Annotated in this window: 22 protein-coding genes; 8 read left to right on the plus strand and 14 right to left on the minus strand. The window is 42.0% G+C overall.

Annotated elements, in window-relative coordinates:
- Positions 1-7 precede the first annotated feature (7 nt).
- From Q7J41_RS01635 to Q7J41_RS01650, 4 genes are all read right to left on the minus strand, one after another.
- The gene (locus Q7J41_RS01635; RefSeq protein ID WP_304884610.1) at positions 8-2,338 is read right to left on the minus strand and encodes an ABC transporter permease; all 2,331 of its coding nucleotides are present in this window, start codon (positions 2,336-2,338) and stop codon (positions 8-10) included.
- A 188-nt stretch (positions 2,339-2,526) separates the two neighbouring features.
- Positions 2,527-3,126, minus strand: a complete 600-nt coding sequence (locus Q7J41_RS01640; protein WP_304884612.1) for a hypothetical protein — start codon at positions 3,124-3,126, stop codon at positions 2,527-2,529.
- 417 nt (positions 3,127-3,543) lie between these two features.
- Positions 3,544-4,218 (minus strand): epoxyqueuosine reductase, encoded by a 675-nt coding sequence (locus Q7J41_RS01645; RefSeq protein ID WP_304884613.1) that lies wholly within the window; start codon positions 4,216-4,218, stop codon positions 3,544-3,546.
- 9 nt (positions 4,219-4,227) lie between these two features.
- On the minus strand, positions 4,228-4,569 hold the full coding sequence (locus Q7J41_RS01650; RefSeq protein WP_304884614.1) for a cupin domain-containing protein: 342 nt from the start codon (positions 4,567-4,569) through the stop codon (positions 4,228-4,230).
- 156 nt (positions 4,570-4,725) lie between these two features.
- Here Q7J41_RS01650 and Q7J41_RS01655 point away from each other — a divergent pair, with 156 nt between their 5' ends.
- Complete coding sequence (locus tag Q7J41_RS01655; RefSeq protein WP_304884615.1) at positions 4,726-5,604, plus strand: LysR family transcriptional regulator; 879 nt, start codon at positions 4,726-4,728, stop codon at positions 5,602-5,604.
- A 163-nt stretch (positions 5,605-5,767) separates the two neighbouring features.
- On the opposite strand, the gene Q7J41_RS01660 is transcribed toward Q7J41_RS01655, so the two are convergent.
- From Q7J41_RS01660 to Q7J41_RS01675, 4 genes are all read right to left on the minus strand, one after another.
- Complete coding sequence (locus Q7J41_RS01660; RefSeq protein WP_304884616.1) at positions 5,768-7,231, minus strand: YdiU family protein; 1,464 nt, start codon at positions 7,229-7,231, stop codon at positions 5,768-5,770.
- A 150-nt stretch (positions 7,232-7,381) separates the two neighbouring features.
- Positions 7,382-7,804, minus strand: coding sequence for a MarR family winged helix-turn-helix transcriptional regulator (locus Q7J41_RS01665; protein ID WP_304884617.1), 423 nt, complete (start codon positions 7,802-7,804; stop codon positions 7,382-7,384).
- A 12-nt stretch (positions 7,805-7,816) separates the two neighbouring features.
- The gene (locus tag Q7J41_RS01670) at positions 7,817-8,605 is read right to left on the minus strand and encodes a nitroreductase family protein (RefSeq protein ID WP_304884618.1); all 789 of its coding nucleotides are present in this window, start codon (positions 8,603-8,605) and stop codon (positions 7,817-7,819) included.
- Between the two features lie 90 nt (positions 8,606-8,695).
- Positions 8,696-9,547: a CPBP family intramembrane glutamic endopeptidase gene (locus Q7J41_RS01675; protein WP_304884619.1), complete on the minus strand. Its 852-nt coding sequence runs from the start codon at positions 9,545-9,547 to the stop codon at positions 8,696-8,698.
- Positions 9,548-9,812: 265 nt separating this feature from the next.
- On the opposite strand from Q7J41_RS01675, the gene Q7J41_RS01680 reads away from it, so the two are divergent.
- Positions 9,813-10,238 (plus strand): FtsX-like permease family protein, encoded by a 426-nt coding sequence (locus tag Q7J41_RS01680; protein ID WP_304884620.1) that lies wholly within the window; start codon positions 9,813-9,815, stop codon positions 10,236-10,238.
- Positions 10,239-10,267: 29 nt separating this feature from the next.
- Here Q7J41_RS01680 and Q7J41_RS01685 read toward each other — a convergent pair whose 3' ends face one another.
- Together Q7J41_RS01685 and Q7J41_RS01690 are read right to left on the minus strand one after the other, a co-directional pair.
- Positions 10,268-10,414, minus strand: a complete 147-nt coding sequence (locus tag Q7J41_RS01685) for a hypothetical protein (RefSeq protein ID WP_304884621.1) — start codon at positions 10,412-10,414, stop codon at positions 10,268-10,270.
- A gap of 109 nt (positions 10,415-10,523) precedes the next feature.
- On the minus strand, positions 10,524-10,943 hold the full coding sequence (locus tag Q7J41_RS01690) for an NUDIX domain-containing protein (RefSeq protein ID WP_304884622.1): 420 nt from the start codon (positions 10,941-10,943) through the stop codon (positions 10,524-10,526).
- Between the two features lie 371 nt (positions 10,944-11,314).
- On the opposite strand from Q7J41_RS01690, the gene Q7J41_RS01695 reads away from it, so the two are divergent.
- The gene (locus Q7J41_RS01695; RefSeq protein ID WP_304884623.1) at positions 11,315-11,596 is read left to right on the plus strand and encodes a hypothetical protein; all 282 of its coding nucleotides are present in this window, start codon (positions 11,315-11,317) and stop codon (positions 11,594-11,596) included.
- A 74-nt stretch (positions 11,597-11,670) separates the two neighbouring features.
- On the opposite strand, the gene Q7J41_RS01700 is transcribed toward Q7J41_RS01695, so the two are convergent.
- From Q7J41_RS01700 to Q7J41_RS01715, 4 genes are all read right to left on the minus strand, one after another.
- Positions 11,671-11,934, minus strand: coding sequence for a DUF6429 family protein (locus tag Q7J41_RS01700; protein ID WP_304884624.1), 264 nt, complete (start codon positions 11,932-11,934; stop codon positions 11,671-11,673).
- 116 nt (positions 11,935-12,050) lie between these two features.
- Positions 12,051-13,721: an SWIM zinc finger domain-containing protein gene (locus Q7J41_RS01705; protein ID WP_304884625.1), complete on the minus strand. Its 1,671-nt coding sequence runs from the start codon at positions 13,719-13,721 to the stop codon at positions 12,051-12,053.
- Positions 13,708-14,145 carry a DUF1810 domain-containing protein gene (locus Q7J41_RS01710; RefSeq protein ID WP_304884626.1) on the minus strand — a complete coding sequence of 146 codons (438 nt, stop codon included), beginning with the start codon at positions 14,143-14,145 and terminating at the stop codon, positions 13,708-13,710. The genes Q7J41_RS01705 and Q7J41_RS01710 overlap by 14 nt, the downstream gene beginning before the upstream one ends.
- Positions 14,146-14,182: 37 nt before the next feature.
- Positions 14,183-14,932, minus strand: a complete 750-nt coding sequence (locus tag Q7J41_RS01715; protein ID WP_304884628.1) for a GNAT family N-acetyltransferase — start codon at positions 14,930-14,932, stop codon at positions 14,183-14,185.
- Between the two features lie 299 nt (positions 14,933-15,231).
- Between Q7J41_RS01715 and Q7J41_RS01720 the strand changes: the two genes are divergently transcribed.
- From Q7J41_RS01720 to Q7J41_RS01740, 5 genes are read left to right on the plus strand one after another with little or no spacing between them, the layout of a single operon-like run.
- A complete protein-coding gene (locus Q7J41_RS01720; RefSeq protein ID WP_304884629.1) occupies positions 15,232-15,936 on the plus strand; it encodes a lantibiotic protection ABC transporter ATP-binding protein in 705 nt (234 codons plus the stop codon).
- Positions 15,936-16,697, plus strand: coding sequence for a lantibiotic immunity ABC transporter MutE/EpiE family permease subunit (locus Q7J41_RS01725; protein ID WP_304884630.1), 762 nt, complete (start codon positions 15,936-15,938; stop codon positions 16,695-16,697). Before Q7J41_RS01720 ends, Q7J41_RS01725 begins: the two co-directional genes overlap by 1 nt.
- Entirely contained in the window at positions 16,694-17,416 is a 723-nt protein-coding gene (locus tag Q7J41_RS01730) for a lantibiotic immunity ABC transporter MutG family permease subunit (RefSeq protein WP_304884631.1), read from the plus strand. The genes Q7J41_RS01725 and Q7J41_RS01730 overlap by 4 nt, the downstream gene beginning before the upstream one ends.
- Before the next feature lie 17 nt (positions 17,417-17,433).
- Complete coding sequence (locus tag Q7J41_RS01735; RefSeq protein ID WP_304884640.1) at positions 17,434-18,108, plus strand: response regulator transcription factor; 675 nt, start codon at positions 17,434-17,436, stop codon at positions 18,106-18,108.
- The gene (locus Q7J41_RS01740) at positions 18,084-19,415 is read left to right on the plus strand and encodes a sensor histidine kinase KdpD (protein WP_304884632.1); all 1,332 of its coding nucleotides are present in this window, start codon (positions 18,084-18,086) and stop codon (positions 19,413-19,415) included. The genes Q7J41_RS01735 and Q7J41_RS01740 overlap by 25 nt, the downstream gene beginning before the upstream one ends.
- The last annotated feature ends 264 nt before the right edge of the window (positions 19,416-19,679 follow it).

A 19,679-nucleotide genomic window follows, 5' to 3' on the forward strand; every position in this document is an offset into this window, starting at 1 on the left:
TGGCTCCTTATTCCATTATTTGTTCTCTGATGTGATAGCTTCTAACCGTATTGGTTCCAATTATTATGGTCATAACCACTACCCCTAGTTGTACGGCTGGACAAAGCAGATAAGCCCAGACCGGCTCTACCAATAGTTTTATTTTAGCGACTCCGACGGTCGCAAGCATTCCTGCAAAAATAGCTTCCCCCAGCGTGTTGGCCAGCAGCGTTCCGGCTATAATCGCGACGAACTGAATCACCAGAATCCTGATTCCTAACTGTACCCGTATATCTCGGGTGGAAAATCCGATCGCTTTCTTGACGGCAATGGCACTGTGTTCCCTTGCCATCATCAGCTGAAGAAACATGACCGTAATCAAAATGGTCAGTATTAAGGAAATCACCACCGCAACCCCTTGCACCCGGTTCATATTTGTAATAATGCTGCTGAGGGTCTGATAAACAAATTCATTACACGGGGTAATCTTACTGTTGGGTAATATCGTTCGCATTTGGGCAACTTTACTGTCGATATCGATGCCCTCCTGAAGATCCAAATAGATCATATATCCTTCGATATCCTTACTATCAAAATCGATGGCTGCTTTGGCGGTTTTTCCGCCATAAGTAATATCCTGATAAATACCACAGACATTTAAGATCCGTTCTTTCCCCTGATAACTCACGGTGATGGAGTCGCCTACTTTTTTACCCAGATCAACCGCATTCAGATATGAAAGCGCCATCTCATTTTCTTCCTGAGGTGCCTGCCCTTCCAGGTATTCTAATGGAAAAACAGCATTTTCTCCGTTCTGTACCCGCAAATATTCCCATTCTCCATCGATATTTTGGGACTGTACATAACCATTCTGGTAGACTGCATAGCGTTCAATAGCCGGGTCATTTTCCAGATAAGTCATCACCGCCTCATTTTGTTGCGCCAAATTGTCGCTGTATTGTATGTCAATCCGGACATCACTTTTGCCAATGCCCATATACGTTAGAAAGACCGGATTATTAATGGTATTGTTCATGTTCATGGGGAGCAGAATCAGGAAAGAAGAAAAAACAAATATCAAGAATATTACAAAATACTCTTTCCACTTACATTTAAGTTCCCCTAAAGCCATTGAGAAGTTCCCGACCTTTAATCCCTTTGAAGGAAGCCTGTAATGACCTTCTTTTTTTATGTTCTCTTCGCCTCTGATTAACGCCATCACGGTCCGCTTCAAATGCTTCCGGATAATCCGATGGCACCGGAAGACAACAAAAATACTGAGCAAAACGACGCCCACCAACGGAAATAACCATTGCATCCACTGACTGCTGCCATCGCCGCAATAGCGAATTACCGTTGCCGAAAAAAATTCACCAAAAGGAATCGCCGCCAGATAGCCGATCACCCCGGCAATCAGAACCAGGATGATATATTTTATTTGATATAGTTTTATTATTTCCTTTCCGGGAATTCCAATAGCTTTCATTTCGCCAATTGAGTGATTTTCTTCTGCCAATGTCGCCCGGATAATATAAGAGAGACATAATACCGACATGGTGATCAACAAAATACTGATCACAATAATTACCAGTGCAACCAACCCGTAAGAAAAAGCATTGATCATATTGAAAATCCCTGCGGTAACGGCCACACCGTTAGACGGCAGGCCGGCCTCCAAATATGCCTTTTCCAGCACAGTCGGGGCTACCTCTTCAGCTAAGAGAAATTCGAAACAATACTCCCATTCTCCCATATGAAGCGCCACTTCATTCTGATCGTTCGCACTGATAAGAAATCGCTTTGAATAAGAAAGTGATGAATTCATCGTCGAATCACGGATAATCGTCGCGACCTTGAATTCTTTTTGATAATCTCCGTTTTGCAGCACAATGGTGTCGCCTGCTCTTAAATTTAAACCCTCGGCATAGTAAACCGGTACACCGATTTCACCGTCTTGTACAATTGCAATCTCATTATTCTGATCAAGCAGATAGTCAAAGTTTTCATTTTGAGTAACAAAGCCATTGTCCATCAGACACTTTTCCAACGATTCGCCGTTGCAGATAATTTGGGCATTATTCACATTCAGCATCCTGACAACCAGGGCGTCCTCAAGATAATCTTGTTTGGCGACAAAATCCGCAAATGCCTGTTCATCATATTCGCCCTTGTGCATCTGCACATATTCTGGCGGCACGGCGATCTTATTCAAACCATTTAACGATGACAGCATGATCCCGGTAACCCTCAGTCCGCCTGCCATAAAAACAGCTGAAAGAATCAGAAATACTGCCAGGGCAGTTGTGATAACCCGGTTTCTTTTAAAGTCCTTGCGGACAAGATTCAGCAAAAGTTTCATATTCAACCTTTCAAATTTTATTCGTTACCGACCGAGAGTCGATACGAGAGCAAAAACCTATCGACTCTCGGTCGGTAATAAAATTTTACATTCTCTTGCTAAAAATGTCAAGCACCTTTTCTGTTTTACCGTATATAAAAATTTGTCGCTATATTCTCTAAATCATTCAGCTTCAACCAAGCAAATTGTTATACCTTCACATCCAAACTTACATTTTGCTGTATCGTTGTATCTACCCCAGCAGGTCTTTGCGTGTTTGAGACAGCCCCATTTTTCATTGCCTGTCTGGCTTCAATATAGGCATCATAATAAATAAAAATCAATTCGTCCGATTTAGTATTTTCAGCCTTTGATGAACGGGTCTGCCAACCAACTTGTGGCGTATAGGTTGCAATTTCATCTCCATTTTCGTCAAAAACATGAGCGCCTGTTCCTAATGGCCCTGTTTCGAATTGAGCCTTATACGGTAATCCCAGCAACATCCGGATCCACTTATAATCAGCCTCCTTCATTTTTTTTAGACACTCGGCATTATTTTCCGAATTCATAATTGCTGTTGCCTTTGCCATGGCGGCAGCCCTGTTCGGTGCGACTTTTTCTACCTCACGCATTCGCAGCGCGCGAAATTGGTCTCCCATATATACTGTATTTTCTGCATCTTCCTTTGCTAGAGCTACAATGGTTTCTTTTAATGAATCACTAACTTCCTGAACTTTTTTGGTGGATGTAACCTTGCTTTTTTCGGAAGACATAATGTTATATCCGGAAGATATACTCTTTATATTCATACAATTCCTCCTATTATTCCGATATGGTATTGGAATTTCCATTTGTACCAAGTTTCAAGTAATCGACATTTCTTTATTAAAAATCACGTCCCACAATACGTTTTATAGGGCTGATTCGACGGTTCCGGTGGTTCATATATTGCTGATTAAGCGAATTGTAATCGTATGGTGATTGAAGGACTGCCAATAATTGCTGCAAGAGCTTCTGAAGATATTGCCGCAATCGCTCGCATCATCAAATAATCAAGGTTTGTTAATTTTCAAAAATCGATGTATTTAAATTAAAACCGGTGGATTATATAAATAAAGCTATGCATTGAAAATTTTATCTTCTTAATAATCGGACAAGCAGCTTTCAAGTTTAGGACTGTATTGACAAAATTTGCCATTTCATTTAGCAAACGAAGGGCCTGCGACTTACGATGAGCCAAATCGCATCGGACAAATGGTTCTGCATTGATTACAGGATACGGTATCAAAGCCCCGTTTGTTCTTGCCATAACTGTTCATTCGGCACGGTTTTTGTCTGACACCACTATCGCTGATTGCCCCGACCGGGCAGCTTCGGATACACAAATCACAATGTTCAAGGCATATTTCGGCATCCAGTTCATCGGATTCTATTTGCAGATCGGTCAGAACAGCTCCGATTACCAGGCGATTTCCGTATTCACTGTTAAGCAACAGCGTACTTTTGCCAAGCGTACCGATTCCGCAAAGATATGCCGCATGCTTCATTGACAGCAAGCCACGACCTTCCATTTTTTCTTCATCCCAATCATCGTAAGGCCCGTCGCTGGGTAATGGCACGCCCGTCCCGTGATAGGTCTTCTCTAAAAAAGCGGCGGATTGAAATGCAATTTGATCAACCTGAGAACCGGTAAAACTATTAAAATATGCATAAATCAGTTGAGAATCAGCTATTAAGATGCCTTTAGGCAGTGCGATCCCGAAGGCAATGACGCTTTTGCAATCTGGAAATATATCACTCGGATGAAAGCCTTTGGGTGCACCTGCAAATCGTTGAAGACTTGAAAATCCACAAATGTCCGCGCCAAAATCGAGAATTTTTTCACATAATTCCGCTTTCATATCCATCCCCTACAACGTTTTACATCCATATCGGTCTTTTTGATCAAAGTAGGTTATATCGGCATATCCGGCAAATATCTTACCTGAATGTTTGACTCCTTTGGGAATAAAATACTGATCACCTTTCCGATATAAATAGTTTATTCCATTGATTACAAGCTCGATTTCACCTTCAAGTACAATGCCCCATTGACCTTCATGCGCATGTTCCGGTAAGTCAGTATCTTCGGCAAACACCATAAAAATAATTTGATGATTTTCTGCCTGAGACAAATATGCCGTCACACCATTGATCGGAATATCTGCCTCCGGCAGTCTTAAGACAGGTTCTGGAAAAATAGTCGTATTCATCTTTGTTACACCTCCACCTGATTTCCCATCAGGCACGGAGATTTTTATTGTGCCTGCGGTATCTATATGTTACTATAAACCAATCGATCTGTGAAACGATGTATTTCTATTGTAATCATCGATTATTTCGATCGTAACAGGAAGGAGTTTATACCTGTGGACTTAAAGCAATTGAAAACTTTTGTGGTTTTATCAAAAAATAAAAACTATACCAGAACAGCCGATGCGCTCGGCTACGCCCAATCCAGTATTTCCGCTCAAATTCAGCAATTGGAGCAGGAACTAAATACAAAACTCCTTGATCGGATTGGAAAAAAGGTTTTTCTTACTGAGTCAGGGGAAATGTTTTTGCCATATGCCGTTGAAATGCTGACACTTGCTTCAACGATCAAAGATAGAATTGACAACAGCCTTTCATCTCATGGCCAAATCATTATTGGTGCCTCCGAATCACTTTGTATTTTTAAGCTTCCGGCGATCGTAAAATCATTTAAAAAAACCCATCCAAATATTGAGCTTCACTTAAAACTCATTGAAAATGATCAAGTCGTGCAGCAGTTGACTGATAACACAATCGATATCGCTTTAACGATCGGAAATCCCATCAAACATCCCTCGATCACTTCCTTATTGAAAAAACGCGAGGAAATTCTGGTTCTTTCTGCGCCAACACATCCGTTAGCGTCAAAAAATGTGTTCGCTATAAAGGATTTCGCCAATCAGTCGTTAGTCCTGACAAGCTTCAGTTGCAATTACCGTGCGGCGTTTGAATATGATTTAAAAGCTCATGGAATTCCTTATCAAATCGCACTGGAATCCGGAAGTGTTCAAGCAATAAAAGAAATGGCAGCGAGCGGTTTGGGCCTGTGCGTACTTCCCAATCTGGCAGTTCAGAAAGAACTGACCGCTAATTTGTTAAATGCGCTTCCGTATAAAAATAATTACAACATCTACACCCAGCTCGTCTGCCATGATTCAAAGTGGATATCCCCTAATTTAGCCGACTTTATTGATCTTGTTAAAGAATTGATTTGACAGAAAGCAACTGCGAAATTTCTCGCAATCTGATTCACTCACTCAGAACTGCATCGGTGAATGCCAGTTATAAAATCAGGCATATCTAATGTTTTGTTTGTCATCCCATCGTTTTCATGTTTGTCTTAAATCGCACTTTATTAAATAAAATGACATTAAAAAATCACGTCCCACAATAGGTCTTATAGGGACGATTCGACGGTTCCGGTGGTGTCATAAACTCCTGATTAAGCGAATTATAGTCGTATGGTGATTGAAGGACTGCTAATAATTGCTGCAAGGGCTTAAAATCATCCTGATCGGTAGCCGCTTGCAAGACTTTTTCAACCTGATAATTTCTTGGGATGACCACCGGATTCGCTTGTTGCATTAACTTTTTGATGTCTTGATCGGTTTGCGCCGGTCTTTCCAATCGGGCTTTCCACCTGTCAAGCCAATCTTTAAAGGCATCACTTTCATATAATTCAGTCGACTGGGTTCGGTCAAGCGTTAAATCAATAAAGGTATTGGTATAATCGGCCTGATACTGCTTCATTAATCCCAATAACTCGGCAATCAGCAGCTCGTCTTGCGGCTCTTTATTTACAATTCCCAGTTTTAATCGCATTCCTTGGAGCCAGTCCGCCTGAAATAATGAAGGATAGTTTCGCAGGGAGGCTTCGACTAATTTAATGGCTTGTTCCTGATTGTCATCGATTAACGGAATCAGGGTTTCGGCCAAGCGGGCCAAATTCCATAAACCAATGTTGGGTTGATTCCGATAGGCATACCGTCCCTGCAGATCAATGGAACTAAATACCGTTTCCGGATCATAGTGATCCATAAAGGCGCAGGGGCCATAATCAATGGTTTCGCCACTGATGGTCACATTATCGGTATTCATGACCCCATGAATAAAGCCCACCAACTGCCATTTGGCAATCAGTGCAGCCTGCGCTTTGATGACTTCGTCCAATAAACCCAGATAAACATTTTGTTCCGACGCAAGCAAGGGAAAATGCCGGTTAATGGCATAATCAGCCAGAGCTTTGACATCCGTGACGGTTCCCCACTGCGCTGCATATTCAAAGGTGCCGACCCGCAGATGACTGGCCGCCACCCGGGTTAAAACAGCCCCTTTGAGCGGGTTTTCGCGATACACCGGATCGCCTGTTGTCACGACCGCCAAACTGCGGGAAGTCGGAATGCCCAGATAATGCATTGCTTCACTGATCAGATATTCCCGAAGCATCGGTCCCAACGCCGCGCGACCATCGCCACTGCGCGAATAAGGCGTTTTCCCTGATCCTTTGAGTTGGATATCCAATCGCTCGCCGGCTGGTGTGATCTGTTCGCCAATCAGCATTGCCCGGCCATCACCAAGCATCGTAAAATAGCCAAATTGATGACCGGCATACGCTTGGGCGATCGGTTTAGCATTTGCCGGCAAGGCCTGACCGGCTAAGATATTGATCCCGTCCTGACCCATCAGCGCTTCCGAATCCAAACCAATATCTTTTGCTAAAAGCTGATTCAAAATAACCAGTTTCGGCGCGCTGACCGTTTCTAATTCAAGCGGGGTATAGAATAATTCCGGCAGTTTTGCGTAACTATTTTCCAAATTCCAACCAATGTCATTTTTTTCCATCGTTATCACCACTTCTTTCGTTTCACTCAAGGTCACAAGCGACCTGAAACGTCGCGCTAATTATGATTTTGCCTCTTGTTGTTATGGTCAGTTTGCCACATTTATGCTGGTCTGACAAGCGAAACGACCCTGTGTCATCTTTAACCTTTTCTATCCGATTAATTTACTCAGCATCTTTAGAAATTCTTTTCTCTCGTTTTCAGAATCCAGACGACCTAGCAACGTATCCATGATCTTTAGTTCTAGTTCATAATGCTCATTAATTGTCTGCTTACCATCGTCTGTCAATGTTATAGAATAGGATCTTAAATCTTCCTTACAGATAACTCGCTCAATCAGTCCGCTCTTTTCCATTCGCTTAATTGCACTACTCAATGTACTTGGGCTAACCGAAAGCTTAGTGCCTAAATCTCTCAACATCATTGTTTTATTTTCTTCCAACAATCTAAGTATATTCACATCAATTATCGATGCACCTTTTAATTTCTCGGTACACACAGTTACATCTCCACTTATCATTATCTTGTGCCATAACTGTAGCAACTGCTCTGAATTCACTTTTTTTCCACTCATGCTTTTTCCTTTCTAAAAAAATATACTTGCTACATATTTTGTTGCTTTTTCTTGAGTATAACATTCTAGAGGGTAGCTCTCAATCGAAATATTAACATTATCACAGATTTCACTTGCACATAGATAGAAATGCGACATAAAAATTCCAGCATCTATTCTACTGTTGCCGATCAGAAAAAAATCTGCTCTTTTCTCTTTAATAATTACTCTTACTGGTTGTCCATTATTTGATGACGGTGCCAAAATAGACATTTTTACTAACATGGCAATCTCTTCGGCCGCTTTCACTTCAGGGTAATTCATCCAGATCTCTTTAATTTCTTTTCTTTTTGTGCTTCCAGCAATCTTTCTAAAACTACTATTTAAAAATCCGCCCTCCTGTGCTGCGCCAAATGCTATTACCACGCCAATCTGTTCTTTTTCCTTAACATTAAATTTTAAATTCAATGCCTTTCTATCAAAAGTACCTAGCCAACAAGTTCCATATCCAGCTGATGTAAGTTTCAGCACTTCTGGTTCCAATGCAAATCCTAGTTCTTGCATTCCTTGGTCATCTTCGCATATTCCGATTATACAATATGGTGCGTTAATTTTACCAACTCCCCATAAAAAACCTAGTTTAGCAACTTCTGTTTCATCTTCAGCCGTCAAGACTTCAAATCTCACCCTGGAAGTGCCGAATTTAGATGTGTAATTCTGCAAATCATTCTTTACTTCTATTACAATATTTCTTTCTACGCATGTATCCTTATACCTTCTCACCGATTTTCTTGTCTGTATGCTTTCTCTTAAACTCATCATTTCCCCTTTCGTATATTACGTATTTCGCAATATACGAAAGATAACATATGTTTGCCAAATTGTCAAGCGTCCAGTCTTGAATTAAAAATTTCAATAACTACTTTTCCCTTTCAATAAACCGGCAGCTTTTCTTTTCAGTAGTATTATTGCGATTGCTCCGACAAAGAAAACTCCTTCAATCGCATAAAGCACAATGGGTTGCGTGGACTCATTTAAACTTGAAGTCAGAAAGAAAAGCAAATCGCCAAAGATAAAATTGTTTATAATATGTAACAGGATGGCCCATTTTATAGAATATTTCATGGCGACATATCCAAATACTAGACCAACCAGAGTCGCAAAGATACTTTGAATCAGATTACCATGAAAAGCTCTAAAAATCACTGCGGACATAAAGATGGCATAATAAGTTCCGTACTTTTGAAATCCTCTCATGACAAAACCACGAAAAATAATTTCTTCCGCAATCGGACCAATAAAAGAAGCATATAAGAACATCGATATCGTGCTGCTGCCACTGGATGCACTCTCAATCTCGCCCAAAATGCTAAATCCAAACTGGTTGAGGGAAGTCTCAATTCCTGCACCCAGCAAACTAAAAACAGCCTGAGCAGACATAAAAATTGTCAGTACTACCAAAAATGATACACGGGTCATTTTCTCTTGCGAATGAAACATTAATTTCCGATAGTCGCATTTTCGAAAATAAAACAATAAAAAGAGCAGCCCTATGAACACCGCAATGATACTTGAAGTTCCGCTATTCATTGCCTCACTAGCCATTTGATCAATAGCAGAATCGATATTTACTTCATTATTACTAGTAAAAAATGGTATCATGCTTAGAATCATACCTACAATAACAATCAAAAACATCATCAGTTCATATACAAGGACACCTCTGGCTAACTTGTTTGTGTTTTTTCGACCTCTTTTTTTCATTTATTTTCATTTGTTTCAACCTTACTATCCAATATTTGATCCCCTTTACTATGTTTTGTATCAATCATAACTCTGGACACTTCTCTATCGACGCTTTTGTTGTGAGTTTTTTTCACTAAAGACAACAAACGACCTGAAACGACTTGCCGTTTCTGATTTCGCCTCATGTTATTTTAGTCAGTCTACCACATTTGTGCTAGCCTGACAAACGAAACGTCACCCCTGTCATACTCATAACAGCGGTTCTTTTTGAAATTTTGGCGGTGTGTTTGGCTTCATCAAAAGAGAAAGACTGAACATCGCCATTGTTCCGGCCTTGATCTTTATGTACAGCTTTGTCGTGCTTCTCATGCTAATCGGGTTTACCAATGTGATCCGTACAATGTCCACCAATGTACGGATGCGCTCCCGTGAATTTGCCATTTTACAGAGTGTGGGCATGACAGCGGCAGGATTGAAGCAGATGCTGAACCTCGAGAGCGTTTTATGTTCGATGAAAGCGCTCATGTATGGCCTGCCAGTTGGAATTATCGTGAGCATTTTTATAAATTTACCGATTCGATCGGTGTTTCCCATTCCGTATGCGTTGCCGTGGCTTGCCATCGTACTGTGCGTGCTCGCAGTATTTCTGATCACCTGGAGCACTTACCCGCTATGCCGCCCATCGACTGCAAAAGCAGAATATCATTGAAACAATACGGTCGGAAAGCGGGCGATAAATCATCGGAGATACCTGATGCTACCAGTATTTTGCCAGATAATTCGGGTTTCCCGACAAATAATATATCCCGTTGCCAGAACGAAAAATCCACAACCGCTTTTTCGCAAGCGCTTGTTGATTTTTTGCATTGCAGTTTCGTTTGTCATGTTTATCGCCTCGATGCCTATTCCATGATCATCTTGCCCAAACCCAGCACCTGTCCCAATCGGCAGATACCGCAACCGCCTAAGCCCGTTAAGCACATAAGTTTTCGACTCATATTTCATCCTCATTAATTGTTCGCACTGTATCTTTAATCCAATCTGGTATCGTGTCATTATCTATTATTTCTTTGATACTAAACCAATTATGCGAAATATGTTCGTTACTTAAAATTACGTTCTGACTATCACAATTACATTGATAAGTTAGTACTAGCAAATGCAGACCATCCGGCCTAATTAGAGTAGTCGCTAATTTCAAAGACAATTGCTCGACATTCAATGATGTTTCTTCCTGCATTTCGCGCTTGGCAGCATCTTCTGGTGTTTCTTTGTAATTTACCCTTCCTCCCGGTAAATCCCAACTACTATCAGAAGCATCACCCTTTCTTTCATGTTCAGCTTTAGTCAACAACAGAACTTTTCCATCTAAATAAGCAATACATTTAATCGCTATAGCGAATTTGTTTTCCATATTTTTACTCTCACTTTTTTATTTTGGTTAACCTATCCATATACAAAGTTAATTTTGATGCACAAAATTAGCATTCCCCATTATTCGCGGTTTTTGCATGACGAGGTGACGTTTCTAGATACTGCCACCGGTTTCCTGCTGAAAATTTCAAATTAGTCGATTTTCTTTGCAATGGACTGTTCTCCCAGATTCTGGTTTTCGCTGCTCATAACTTGACAAGCGAAACGTCACGATGTCATTCCCAAATCGAAAACACCAATTTTCTTTACATTTTTCTCGCTACCCCTTATACTCAACATATGTCCATTTTACAGACCCTTAAAAATGTTATCCGGATGTAATAACACATTGATGATCGAGAGGTAAAAAACATGGTTCGAATTTGGGGAAAAATCATGAGAAACAACAAATTTTTAGAAGAAAAAGTTATCGAAATTGATAACAAATCCTTGCATATATATGATAAAGTCCAAGCTGCTTTAGAGACCTTCTGCCACGACTTTGATTTGGAAAAACCAATGTGGTTTGACAAAAATACAACAGAACTTAATCAGATTTCCAAGACAACTTTTCGTGAAGACCAGTTTATCGAATCGATTTGGTTTGATTATTTAGAAATCGAAATTATCGACGATGGTAAAAAGAAGGCGTAAATATACCGGATGATTTAAATCAAAGTATCGAACGTCCCCCTGTCATTTTTTAAGTGACGAGGGAACGTTTCATGCTACTCCCAATCCGAAATATTATATTTATGCAATAAGCTTTGCGATAATTTAATTCCCTCTTCCGTAATTGCTACCGACTTGGAACGATGATTTCCCTGTCTGACATAATCTTCCTCATCCAGTTCATCAATAATACCAAAATCATATCCTTTCCAGCTTATATCCAGATTCGAGCCAAAGCGATCACTTTCATTAAACCGTGTTAAATACATCAATACCATTGTCAATTCTTTAATTGCTTTCTCCGGGTTTGTCTTGTTCATCTCAAATTTCTCCTTTATCCCTTCCTTTTAAAATTCGACCCAAAGCGTTCACTTTGACTTTAGACTTTAGATTCCAGTAACTAGTTCAAAGCCTTTGCTTTTCCCTACCTTATCGTTTAAACCTTGCGCAGTTCATCGACAAAGGCTGGCTTCTTTTTATAAAAAATGACCAGCTCCTGAATAATCTTGTCCTGATTTTTTTGACCCGCAATCTTTTTGTACTGTTTGATGATTCTGCCAACGCTCTGATAATCACGTCTGTTTCGGGCAGCTCCGGCGGCGCCTTTGATATAGGCTTGATAAATTTCTATGACTTCATCTTTAAACTTTTCTTTAAGCATCCCAGCATAGGTTTCAATACTTTGCGGATTTTCTCTGACGTAATCCATGATCGCATCCAAATCTTTAGCATCGACAATCAGCGTTCGATACAACTCTTTGCCACGCCAGTCTTTGAGGGCTTTTAATTCCTGCTTTAAGCCGTTATATAGTGCGGTTTCATTTCCGGGATCTAGTGCTTTCAGTTCCTGATAGTACTCAAAATTTCCGTCCAATAACAGTTCTTTAGCCAACTGCTGCTGTTCATGCTTCTGGGATAGCTGCTTGTAAGCCGTATATCTTATTTTTTTCCATCTGGCGACTAAACCGGCAGCGTCGCGATCCTTTTTTTCTCCTTCCAAAGCCAGCTCAATCACACTCTGGAAATCTTTTTCCTTAATATGTTTATCAATCAGCGCTTCTCGAAACGATGAATAATTGAGATTCTGTCTGATAAATTCATCAACCTCTGCTTTCGCACCATACCGACTTTTTATTTCCAACTCAATCCGCAGTAAGGCTTCAACAACGTATCGCTGGTATGAATTTTTTGCGAATTTTCCGATCATCGCTTCAATTTTCTGATTTAGCTTGTTTCTCAGACTTTCAACCTCGGCAAATTCGATTCCGATTTGAAGCAGATCGATTCTAAAATCCTCCCACCCATCAAAAACGCTCTCATCAGATAGCTTAACTAACTTTTCAAATAGCTCAGTTTTTAAACCAATATCAAGATCCATGTTATTGGTTACAATATTTTCGATTGCGTCGATGGCCGCCGATACTAATTGACCGATGCTTCCATCTGAATCATCAGCATATTGAAATGCTTCAACCGCCTCAATAAGCAACATCGATGCAATATCCATAGCCAGGCAACTATCTTCGGTATCGTTGGCCACTTCCAGCAGTTCGTCCATTTCATCAGCAAATTCATCGGCTTCCCGATATTCAATATAGCCGCTTCGGCCCTGGTATTTGCTGACGATCGATTCCATCAGTCGTTTGCATTTTTGTAGTTCCTGTCGCGGATTTCCCTTTGAATATCTCATCATCAGACCGTTTTTCAAGATTTCATCCTTTTCTGCCATCTCGATGATAATCGTAATTAATTGTTCTTTTGTGAGGTTATCAAGTACCTCCGTCAGGAAACGCTGTTGGATTGCCCGTTCAATCTTAAGACCTTCGCTTTGTCTGTTGTCAATAATATCCGTTAACACATAAAAGGCCGCCACCTGATGTTTACAGATTGGCCCAAAATCATAGGGGCAGTCACAACCCGTTTGCGTAATTTCGCCCTGATCATCGAATTTTACAAACACCTGATAAACTTCGGTTCCCGCTACGGTAAAAAGATAGTCCCGATCTCCCTGTTTGATCACTTCGTTGATTCTTCCCTCATCATAATAATCGTAGCCCCGGTCAAGGATCGTTTCGTCGATATGCTTTTCAAAATCATTCAGCTTCATCGGTTATTTCTCCCTTATCCAATTGATCGGCAGTGACTTCATCCAACTGACCACCAAAAAATTTATCCAGCACCGCCTTAAAGGTCGGATTCCCATCAACCAGATAAAACAGCGTCATTGACGATTTTAGTTTCACATCATCGGGCCGACCAAATACCGCCGTGGCATCACGAGACTCCAGATTCAACAATTCCCCGGAAATCTCCAGTAAACGCGAACCTAGTAGCGGGTGGGCCAGATACGCCTTAGCTTCATGACGATTTGCGATTCCATAATACCGAGCCATTTCACTCCGACCCAGCCCTTTTAGCTGGGGAAAAACATACCACATCCAATGGCTGTGCTTGCGACCATTTTTTATTTCTATTAGTGCCTGCCGATAGCTTTCTTCCTGAGCTTTGACAAAGCGCTCAACTGTGTTCATATGTTGTTCCTCTCCTTCGTTTTAATTACGCTGCTTTTCAATATTTAAGTATTCTCTTTAAGTAGGCGACATCTATCAAATTCACGGTCTCAAATTTTCCTTTATAGAACACTCCCCAGTTATTGAAAACGCAAGGCAGTTCCTTTGCTTTTTGGAGCGTATCCACTTGAATTAACGATACCGGAACCGCATTTTCTTCACAATACTGTTTGATCTTCTCAATATTTTGATAGATATAGGGGCATTGCATATCATAGTAAATTGTGAGCTCCTTACTATCAATTTCTTGGTTTTTAACATTGTGGGCGAACTTTGGCGTTGTTCCGTCAAAAGAAAGTGCCAGCAATTCATAGCCATTATCGGTGGTATCAACAACCTCAAAGCCGAACTTCTTCACAAATGATTGGTCAGAAAGCCAGGATTTTTGTTTTTTTGCTCCAAGCATACAAAGGCCGGATTTACCCTTTTCTTTGGCATCAGCCAAACAATACTCTAGCAGCGATTTCCCATACCCTTTTCCTTTGTGACTGCCAGAGACCCATAAGCAATACAGATAATAATAGTTGTCGCCCGTTATGGGAACCCAAGCGGTTTCAAGCGGCGCATATTCAATAAAAACCGTCGCCTTTTCATTTAACTTCCTAAAGACATGTCCTTCATTGAGCCTTGCTGAAAGCCATTGTCGCTTTGCGTCAATACCTTGATGGGGCTTTTTACTGCGGATAATGCAGCATAAATGCTCACCCGCAAGATTTTCTGTTGTTAAGTTTACAAAATCAGTACTCATGTGTACCCTCGCTTTACATCTAAACTTATATTCTTATTTTTTGCCTTAATTGCCAACGCAGACAAAACGTCCCGTCATCATCAGTCGTTTTAATTTCTGTTTTTCTGTCGTTGTTTTCTTAATTCTAAACCTTTTGTGCTGCGATAGCAAATTTTTTCATAGGACGATAAATTTTTGAGAAAGTACCCGCATCCTTATAAAATCCTTAAAAATGGCTGTTACCATAACAGTAACAAATATAAGGAGGGACACCCTATGGAACGGACACTGCACAAACCAGAATGTAAATGGAGGAAGTTATGACATACGAGCACATCATAAAAACCAATCATGTTTCTAAAAAATTCAAAAAGGCCGATGCGATAAAAGATTTATCGATGTCGGTAAGAAAAAATTCTGTCTACGGTTTATTAGGGCCTAATGGCGCTGGCAAATCAACCTTATTAAAGATGATTACCGGCATTATCCGGCCAACTTCAGGCGAAATATCATTTAACAATCACCCGTGGACGCGAAAAGATTTATTAACTATTGGTTCGTTGATCGAATCACCGCCACTGTATGAGAATTTAACGGCATATGAAAATTTAAAAGTACGAGCGACGCTGATGGGGATTTCAACAAAAAGATGTCATGAGGTGTTACGACAGATGGACTTAGCGGATACTAAAAATAAAAAGACCTCCGATTTTTCATTGGGAATGAAACAGCGCTTGGGTATCGCATTAGCGCTGCTAAACAACCCCCAATTATTAGTCCTGGATGAACCGACAAACGGGTTAGATCCTTTTGGTATTGACGAATTAAGGAAAATGATTAAAACATTTGCAGCGTCTGGGATTTCTGTCATTATATCAAGTCATGTTTTAAGCGAAATACAACAAGTTGCCGATGATATCGGGATCTTGTATGATGGATCACTCTTGTATCAGGATAAAATTGATGCCAATAAAAACCTGGAACAATTATTTATGGAGATCATCAGAAAGGAGCGTGCGTCTTGATGTTAGGCACCTATTTAACCGCCGAAAACTTGAAATTTAAACGCTCCCTATTTAGAAAACTGATGATTCTTATTCCGGCAGCTTTAATTTTATTATCGATGGTATTTATATTTGTTGGGATTGGGTTAGGTGGTTTTTCAAGCGCATTGGTTTGCAATTGGTGTATGCCGATTGCGTCTTTGTCGATTGTGTTTTTAAGTCATTTGGTGAATAACAAAGATCAAAAGCACAACTACCGAACCCTTTATAGTTTACCCATCGACTTGCAGAAGACCTTTATTGCTAAAACCATTTTGATCGCGCTTAATCTTTTTAACATCTCATTATTGCTATCACTGATCACGGCTATCTCCGAATGCTTCGTGTCAGGTGTTGCAGCTGCAATTGGTCATAGCGGATATTATCTTTTAGGATATGGCTTACTGTGGCTCTCGTTATTATGGCAGATCCCGTTTAGTTTGTTTTTGGATCAAAAAGTCGGCTTTGTTGGTTCGGTGATCATAAATTTGTTCGCCAGCGCATTCGGCGGTTTGTTTTTTTCCTTGACACCTTTGTTTTGGTTTTTCCCTTATAGCTGGCCGGCACGATTTATGGTGACATTATTTGGCGTTTTACCAAACGGATTATTAGTCGATGCCGGTTCAAGACTGATTTTAAATTTAGGCGAAAGTGCGTTGCTGGTATTGATAAGCTTGGTTGTCGCGTTCGTTCTTACCCTTTTATTTTCACGCTGGTACAGCAAGCAGGTGTATCGCCAATGACGAATATCAGGGAGTTTCTTTCTAACTTTACCAAGATCAAACGAACACCAATTGTTTTATTGCATCTGCTACCGCCGTTTGTGGTTACAACATTATTCCTGGTTTATTACGCTACTGGCGGATACCATCTTATTGCTGATGTGCGGTTGTTTTTCGTCATCTTACAAATATGTTATCCGATTTTTGTCAGTATCGTTGTGCCAATTTTTATTAACTTAGATCGGAATAACAAAAATGCTCTGGGTTTAGTAGCGTCGCGAAGTAGCGTATACCTGGGGAAATTGTTCTTTCTACTCTTTCTTTTCACGATAAATATGATATTATATGAACTGTGTTTCTATGTTGGTGTCAATTTTTTTCTGGCTATTGGCACCGCACCCGTTGGATCATATTTTTTCCTATTTCAGCTATTTTTATTTAGCAACTTATTTTTATATTTACTACACATCCCGATTGCTTTTCGGTTTGGTTCCAGTATTTCTGTTTTGTTAGGGCTATCGGGCACCATTTTAGCCGGATACTTTGAAAATGCGATTGGTGACAAGATTTGGCCGATCATTCCCTGGGAATGGGGTGTTCGGTTTTTAGAAAACTATTTTGACGTTTCCAGTACACCCGTATTTCCGGGAATTATTTCTCTGATTATGATGACTTCGATGGTTCTGATTTTGTCACTATTCTGGTTTAGTCGATGGGAAGGTAACGTTATACAAGAGTAAAACAAGGAGGTGAGATGATGTCGAAAGTGTTAGTGGTCGATGATGACTTTGATATGCTATCCCTGGTGCGCGCTGCCCTGGAAAAGGACGGCCACCTGATCGACACCGAAGCGGATGCCACCGCCGTGCAGCCTGCCCGGTGCCAGCAGTACGATCTGTTGCTGCTTGATGTGATGATGCCCGGCGAGGATGGTTTTTCCCTATGCCGCCGGATCCGTGCCGAGGTGGATTGCCCGATCCTATTTCTAACCGCCAAGGCGGAAGAAGCGGCCCTTGTCGAGGGCTTTGGTCTGGGTGCCGATGATTACATTAAAAAGCCCTTCAGTCTTACGGAGCTGCGCGCCCGGGTAAACGCCCATCTGCGGCGGGAAGTGCGTCAGCCGACCCACACCTTGAGCCGCGGTGGTGTGCGCTTTGATATGCAGGCAAAAGTGGCCAGCGCAGGCGAACACGCACTGCCCTTTACCAGGGGCGAATACGCGATCTGTGAACATCTGGCGCTGCATGCCGGACAGGTGTTTACCAAAGAACAATTATATGAAGCGGTCTTCGGCTTTGAGGCTGAGGGCGATCCGTCGGCCGTTGCGGAGCACATCAAAAATATCCGGGCCAAGCTGAAAGCCGACGCCATCAGCCCCATCGAAACCGTTTGGGGGGTGGGCTACAAATGGCGAAAAAACAGCGTTCTGTAAGCCTTTCCTTTGTACTTTTGCGTTTTGCCGTCGTTATGCTTGGCGATATGCTGTTATGCTGCCTGGTATGGTATTGCTACTTTGGGTGGCTTCTAAGCACCGACGTTATTTACCAGGGATACGTCTCCAACCAACAGGTGGAGCAAATGCTGGCCGGAGAACCAAAAACCTTTGTCTCTCCGGGTGACGATTTTCTGGCTGAGTACGCTTTGTTTAGCCAAAACGGCGACGTGTTGGCAAGCAATGTAGAAGGTAAGAAACTGGCAGCCCTGGCCAGGGTTTTACAGGAGGACAGCGATAGCATCGATGTTTCGCAGCACACCTACGCGGATGATAGCACCGTAATCTTTCACTGGTATTACCGAGCCGAGTTTGTCAACCCGATACTGCGCGACATCCTGCCGCCCTTTGAATACCTGTGGCTGGCCACACTTGGCGGAGCCTGTGTGCTTTGTCTGCTGTTTAACACCCTGTTACTCCGGCGTCGTCTCGCCGCCAAACTGAAGCTGTTTGATGAGGTAAGCGAGAAGGTCGGCGCGCAGGAACTGGATTTCGCAATTCCCCATGCGGGCATCCGGGAGTTTGACCAGGCGCTCGGTGCGATGGAACATATGAAGGAGGCCTTGTTCAGCTCCCTGTCCTCCCAATGGGCGGCACAACAAGAGCGCGAGGCGGAAATAGCCGCACTCACGCATGATTTAAAAACCCCGCTCACCCTGGTGGGCGGCAACGCTGAACTTCTCCTGGATGAAGAACTGCCTGAGCGCAGCCGCAAAATGGTGGCCACAATTGTATCAAGCAACGACCGCGCCAAGCAGTATGTTGCCAGTCTGTTAGAAACCGCCGCCGGTGCCGATGAGGCATTTGAAAACACCAGCCTGCTCGCCCTGTTTGACGAGCTTTGCCAGCGTACAATCGCCATTGCTGAAGCCAAGCGGATTTGCCTGCACACCCAAAACAATCTGGAGGGTGCTGTGCGGATTCAGAAAGACCATTTACTTCGGGCTCTCGGTAATGTGGTGCAAAATGCCATCGAGCATACCCCGGCGGGTGGAAACGTGTATTTGGAAGGCCGTATGGTCGATGGTGGCTGGCAAATCACGGTGTGTGATGAAGGCCCCGGCTTTAGCAAGGCAGCGCTGCACCATGCCACCGAGCGCCTATGGCGTGGCGACGCAGCACGTGGTGCCGATGGACACAATGGCCTGGGCCTCTGGTTTGCCGCACGAGTCGCGAAAACACACGCCGGACAACTCGAACTGCGTAACAGCGATTCTGGTGGGATGGTTACAATCACGTTTGGCTAGGCTGTCAGGGATTATTGGGAGCATTTCGTTGGACATGATGCCCTTTAACTTGAAACATTCCCAAGTCATTATCATCATTCTATTGATTGCTTAGTTTGTTATGCAGCACTTTAATCGCTTCCGCCATTCCGATTGTCTTGACCAACCTTTCGAAACTCAAAAAGTAAGGTCCTCAAAGTTGGCGCAGTTAACGCCAATGACGATGCCTTTGCCATCGAATCCTGATTATATCTACCCGCTGCGATATTCCAGCCAACGAAGGCC

The sequence above is a fragment of the Acetobacterium sp. genome, assembly GCF_030652775.1.
Lineage (GTDB): Bacteria > Bacillota > Clostridia > Eubacteriales > Eubacteriaceae > Acetobacterium.

What these genes read in the sequence shown, in the direction of transcription:
- Q7J41_RS01705 (WP_304884625.1), bottom strand. Translation starts at nt 13,721, where the DNA reads ATGAAGCTGAATGATTTTGAAAAGCATATCGACGAAACGATCCTTGAC.
- Q7J41_RS01660 (WP_304884616.1), bottom strand. Translation starts at nt 7,231, where the DNA reads ATGGAAAAAAATGACATTGGTTGGAATTTGGAAAATAGTTACGCAAAA.
- Q7J41_RS01685 (WP_304884621.1), bottom strand. Translation starts at nt 10,414, where the DNA reads ATGACAAACGAAACTGCAATGCAAAAAATCAACAAGCGCTTGCGAAAA.
- Q7J41_RS01640 (WP_304884612.1), bottom strand. Translation starts at nt 3,126, where the DNA reads ATGAATATAAAGAGTATATCTTCCGGATATAACATTATGTCTTCCGAA.
- Q7J41_RS01710 (WP_304884626.1), bottom strand. Translation starts at nt 14,145, where the DNA reads ATGAACACAGTTGAGCGCTTTGTCAAAGCTCAGGAAGAAAGCTATCGG.
- Q7J41_RS01645 (WP_304884613.1), bottom strand. Translation starts at nt 4,218, where the DNA reads ATGAAAGCGGAATTATGTGAAAAAATTCTCGATTTTGGCGCGGACATT.
- Q7J41_RS01735 (WP_304884640.1), top strand. Translation starts at nt 17,434, where the DNA reads ATGTCGAAAGTGTTAGTGGTCGATGATGACTTTGATATGCTATCCCTG.
- Q7J41_RS01670 (WP_304884618.1), bottom strand. Translation starts at nt 8,605, where the DNA reads ATGATGAGTTTAAGAGAAAGCATACAGACAAGAAAATCGGTGAGAAGG.
- Q7J41_RS01650 (WP_304884614.1), bottom strand. Translation starts at nt 4,569, where the DNA reads ATGAATACGACTATTTTTCCAGAACCTGTCTTAAGACTGCCGGAGGCA.
- Q7J41_RS01665 (WP_304884617.1), bottom strand. Translation starts at nt 7,804, where the DNA reads ATGAGTGGAAAAAAAGTGAATTCAGAGCAGTTGCTACAGTTATGGCAC.
- Q7J41_RS01740 (WP_304884632.1), top strand. Translation starts at nt 18,084, where the DNA reads ATGGCGAAAAAACAGCGTTCTGTAAGCCTTTCCTTTGTACTTTTGCGT.
- Q7J41_RS01730 (WP_304884631.1), top strand. Translation starts at nt 16,694, where the DNA reads ATGACGAATATCAGGGAGTTTCTTTCTAACTTTACCAAGATCAAACGA.
- Q7J41_RS01725 (WP_304884630.1), top strand. Translation starts at nt 15,936, where the DNA reads ATGTTAGGCACCTATTTAACCGCCGAAAACTTGAAATTTAAACGCTCC.
- Q7J41_RS01695 (WP_304884623.1), top strand. Translation starts at nt 11,315, where the DNA reads ATGGTTCGAATTTGGGGAAAAATCATGAGAAACAACAAATTTTTAGAA.
- Q7J41_RS01675 (WP_304884619.1), bottom strand. Translation starts at nt 9,547, where the DNA reads ATGAAAAAAAGAGGTCGAAAAAACACAAACAAGTTAGCCAGAGGTGTC.
- Q7J41_RS01635 (WP_304884610.1), bottom strand. Translation starts at nt 2,338, where the DNA reads ATGAAACTTTTGCTGAATCTTGTCCGCAAGGACTTTAAAAGAAACCGG.
- Q7J41_RS01720 (WP_304884629.1), top strand. Translation starts at nt 15,232, where the DNA reads ATGACATACGAGCACATCATAAAAACCAATCATGTTTCTAAAAAATTC.
- Q7J41_RS01700 (WP_304884624.1), bottom strand. Translation starts at nt 11,934, where the DNA reads ATGAACAAGACAAACCCGGAGAAAGCAATTAAAGAATTGACAATGGTA.
- Q7J41_RS01715 (WP_304884628.1), bottom strand. Translation starts at nt 14,932, where the DNA reads ATGAGTACTGATTTTGTAAACTTAACAACAGAAAATCTTGCGGGTGAG.
- Q7J41_RS01690 (WP_304884622.1), bottom strand. Translation starts at nt 10,943, where the DNA reads ATGGAAAACAAATTCGCTATAGCGATTAAATGTATTGCTTATTTAGAT.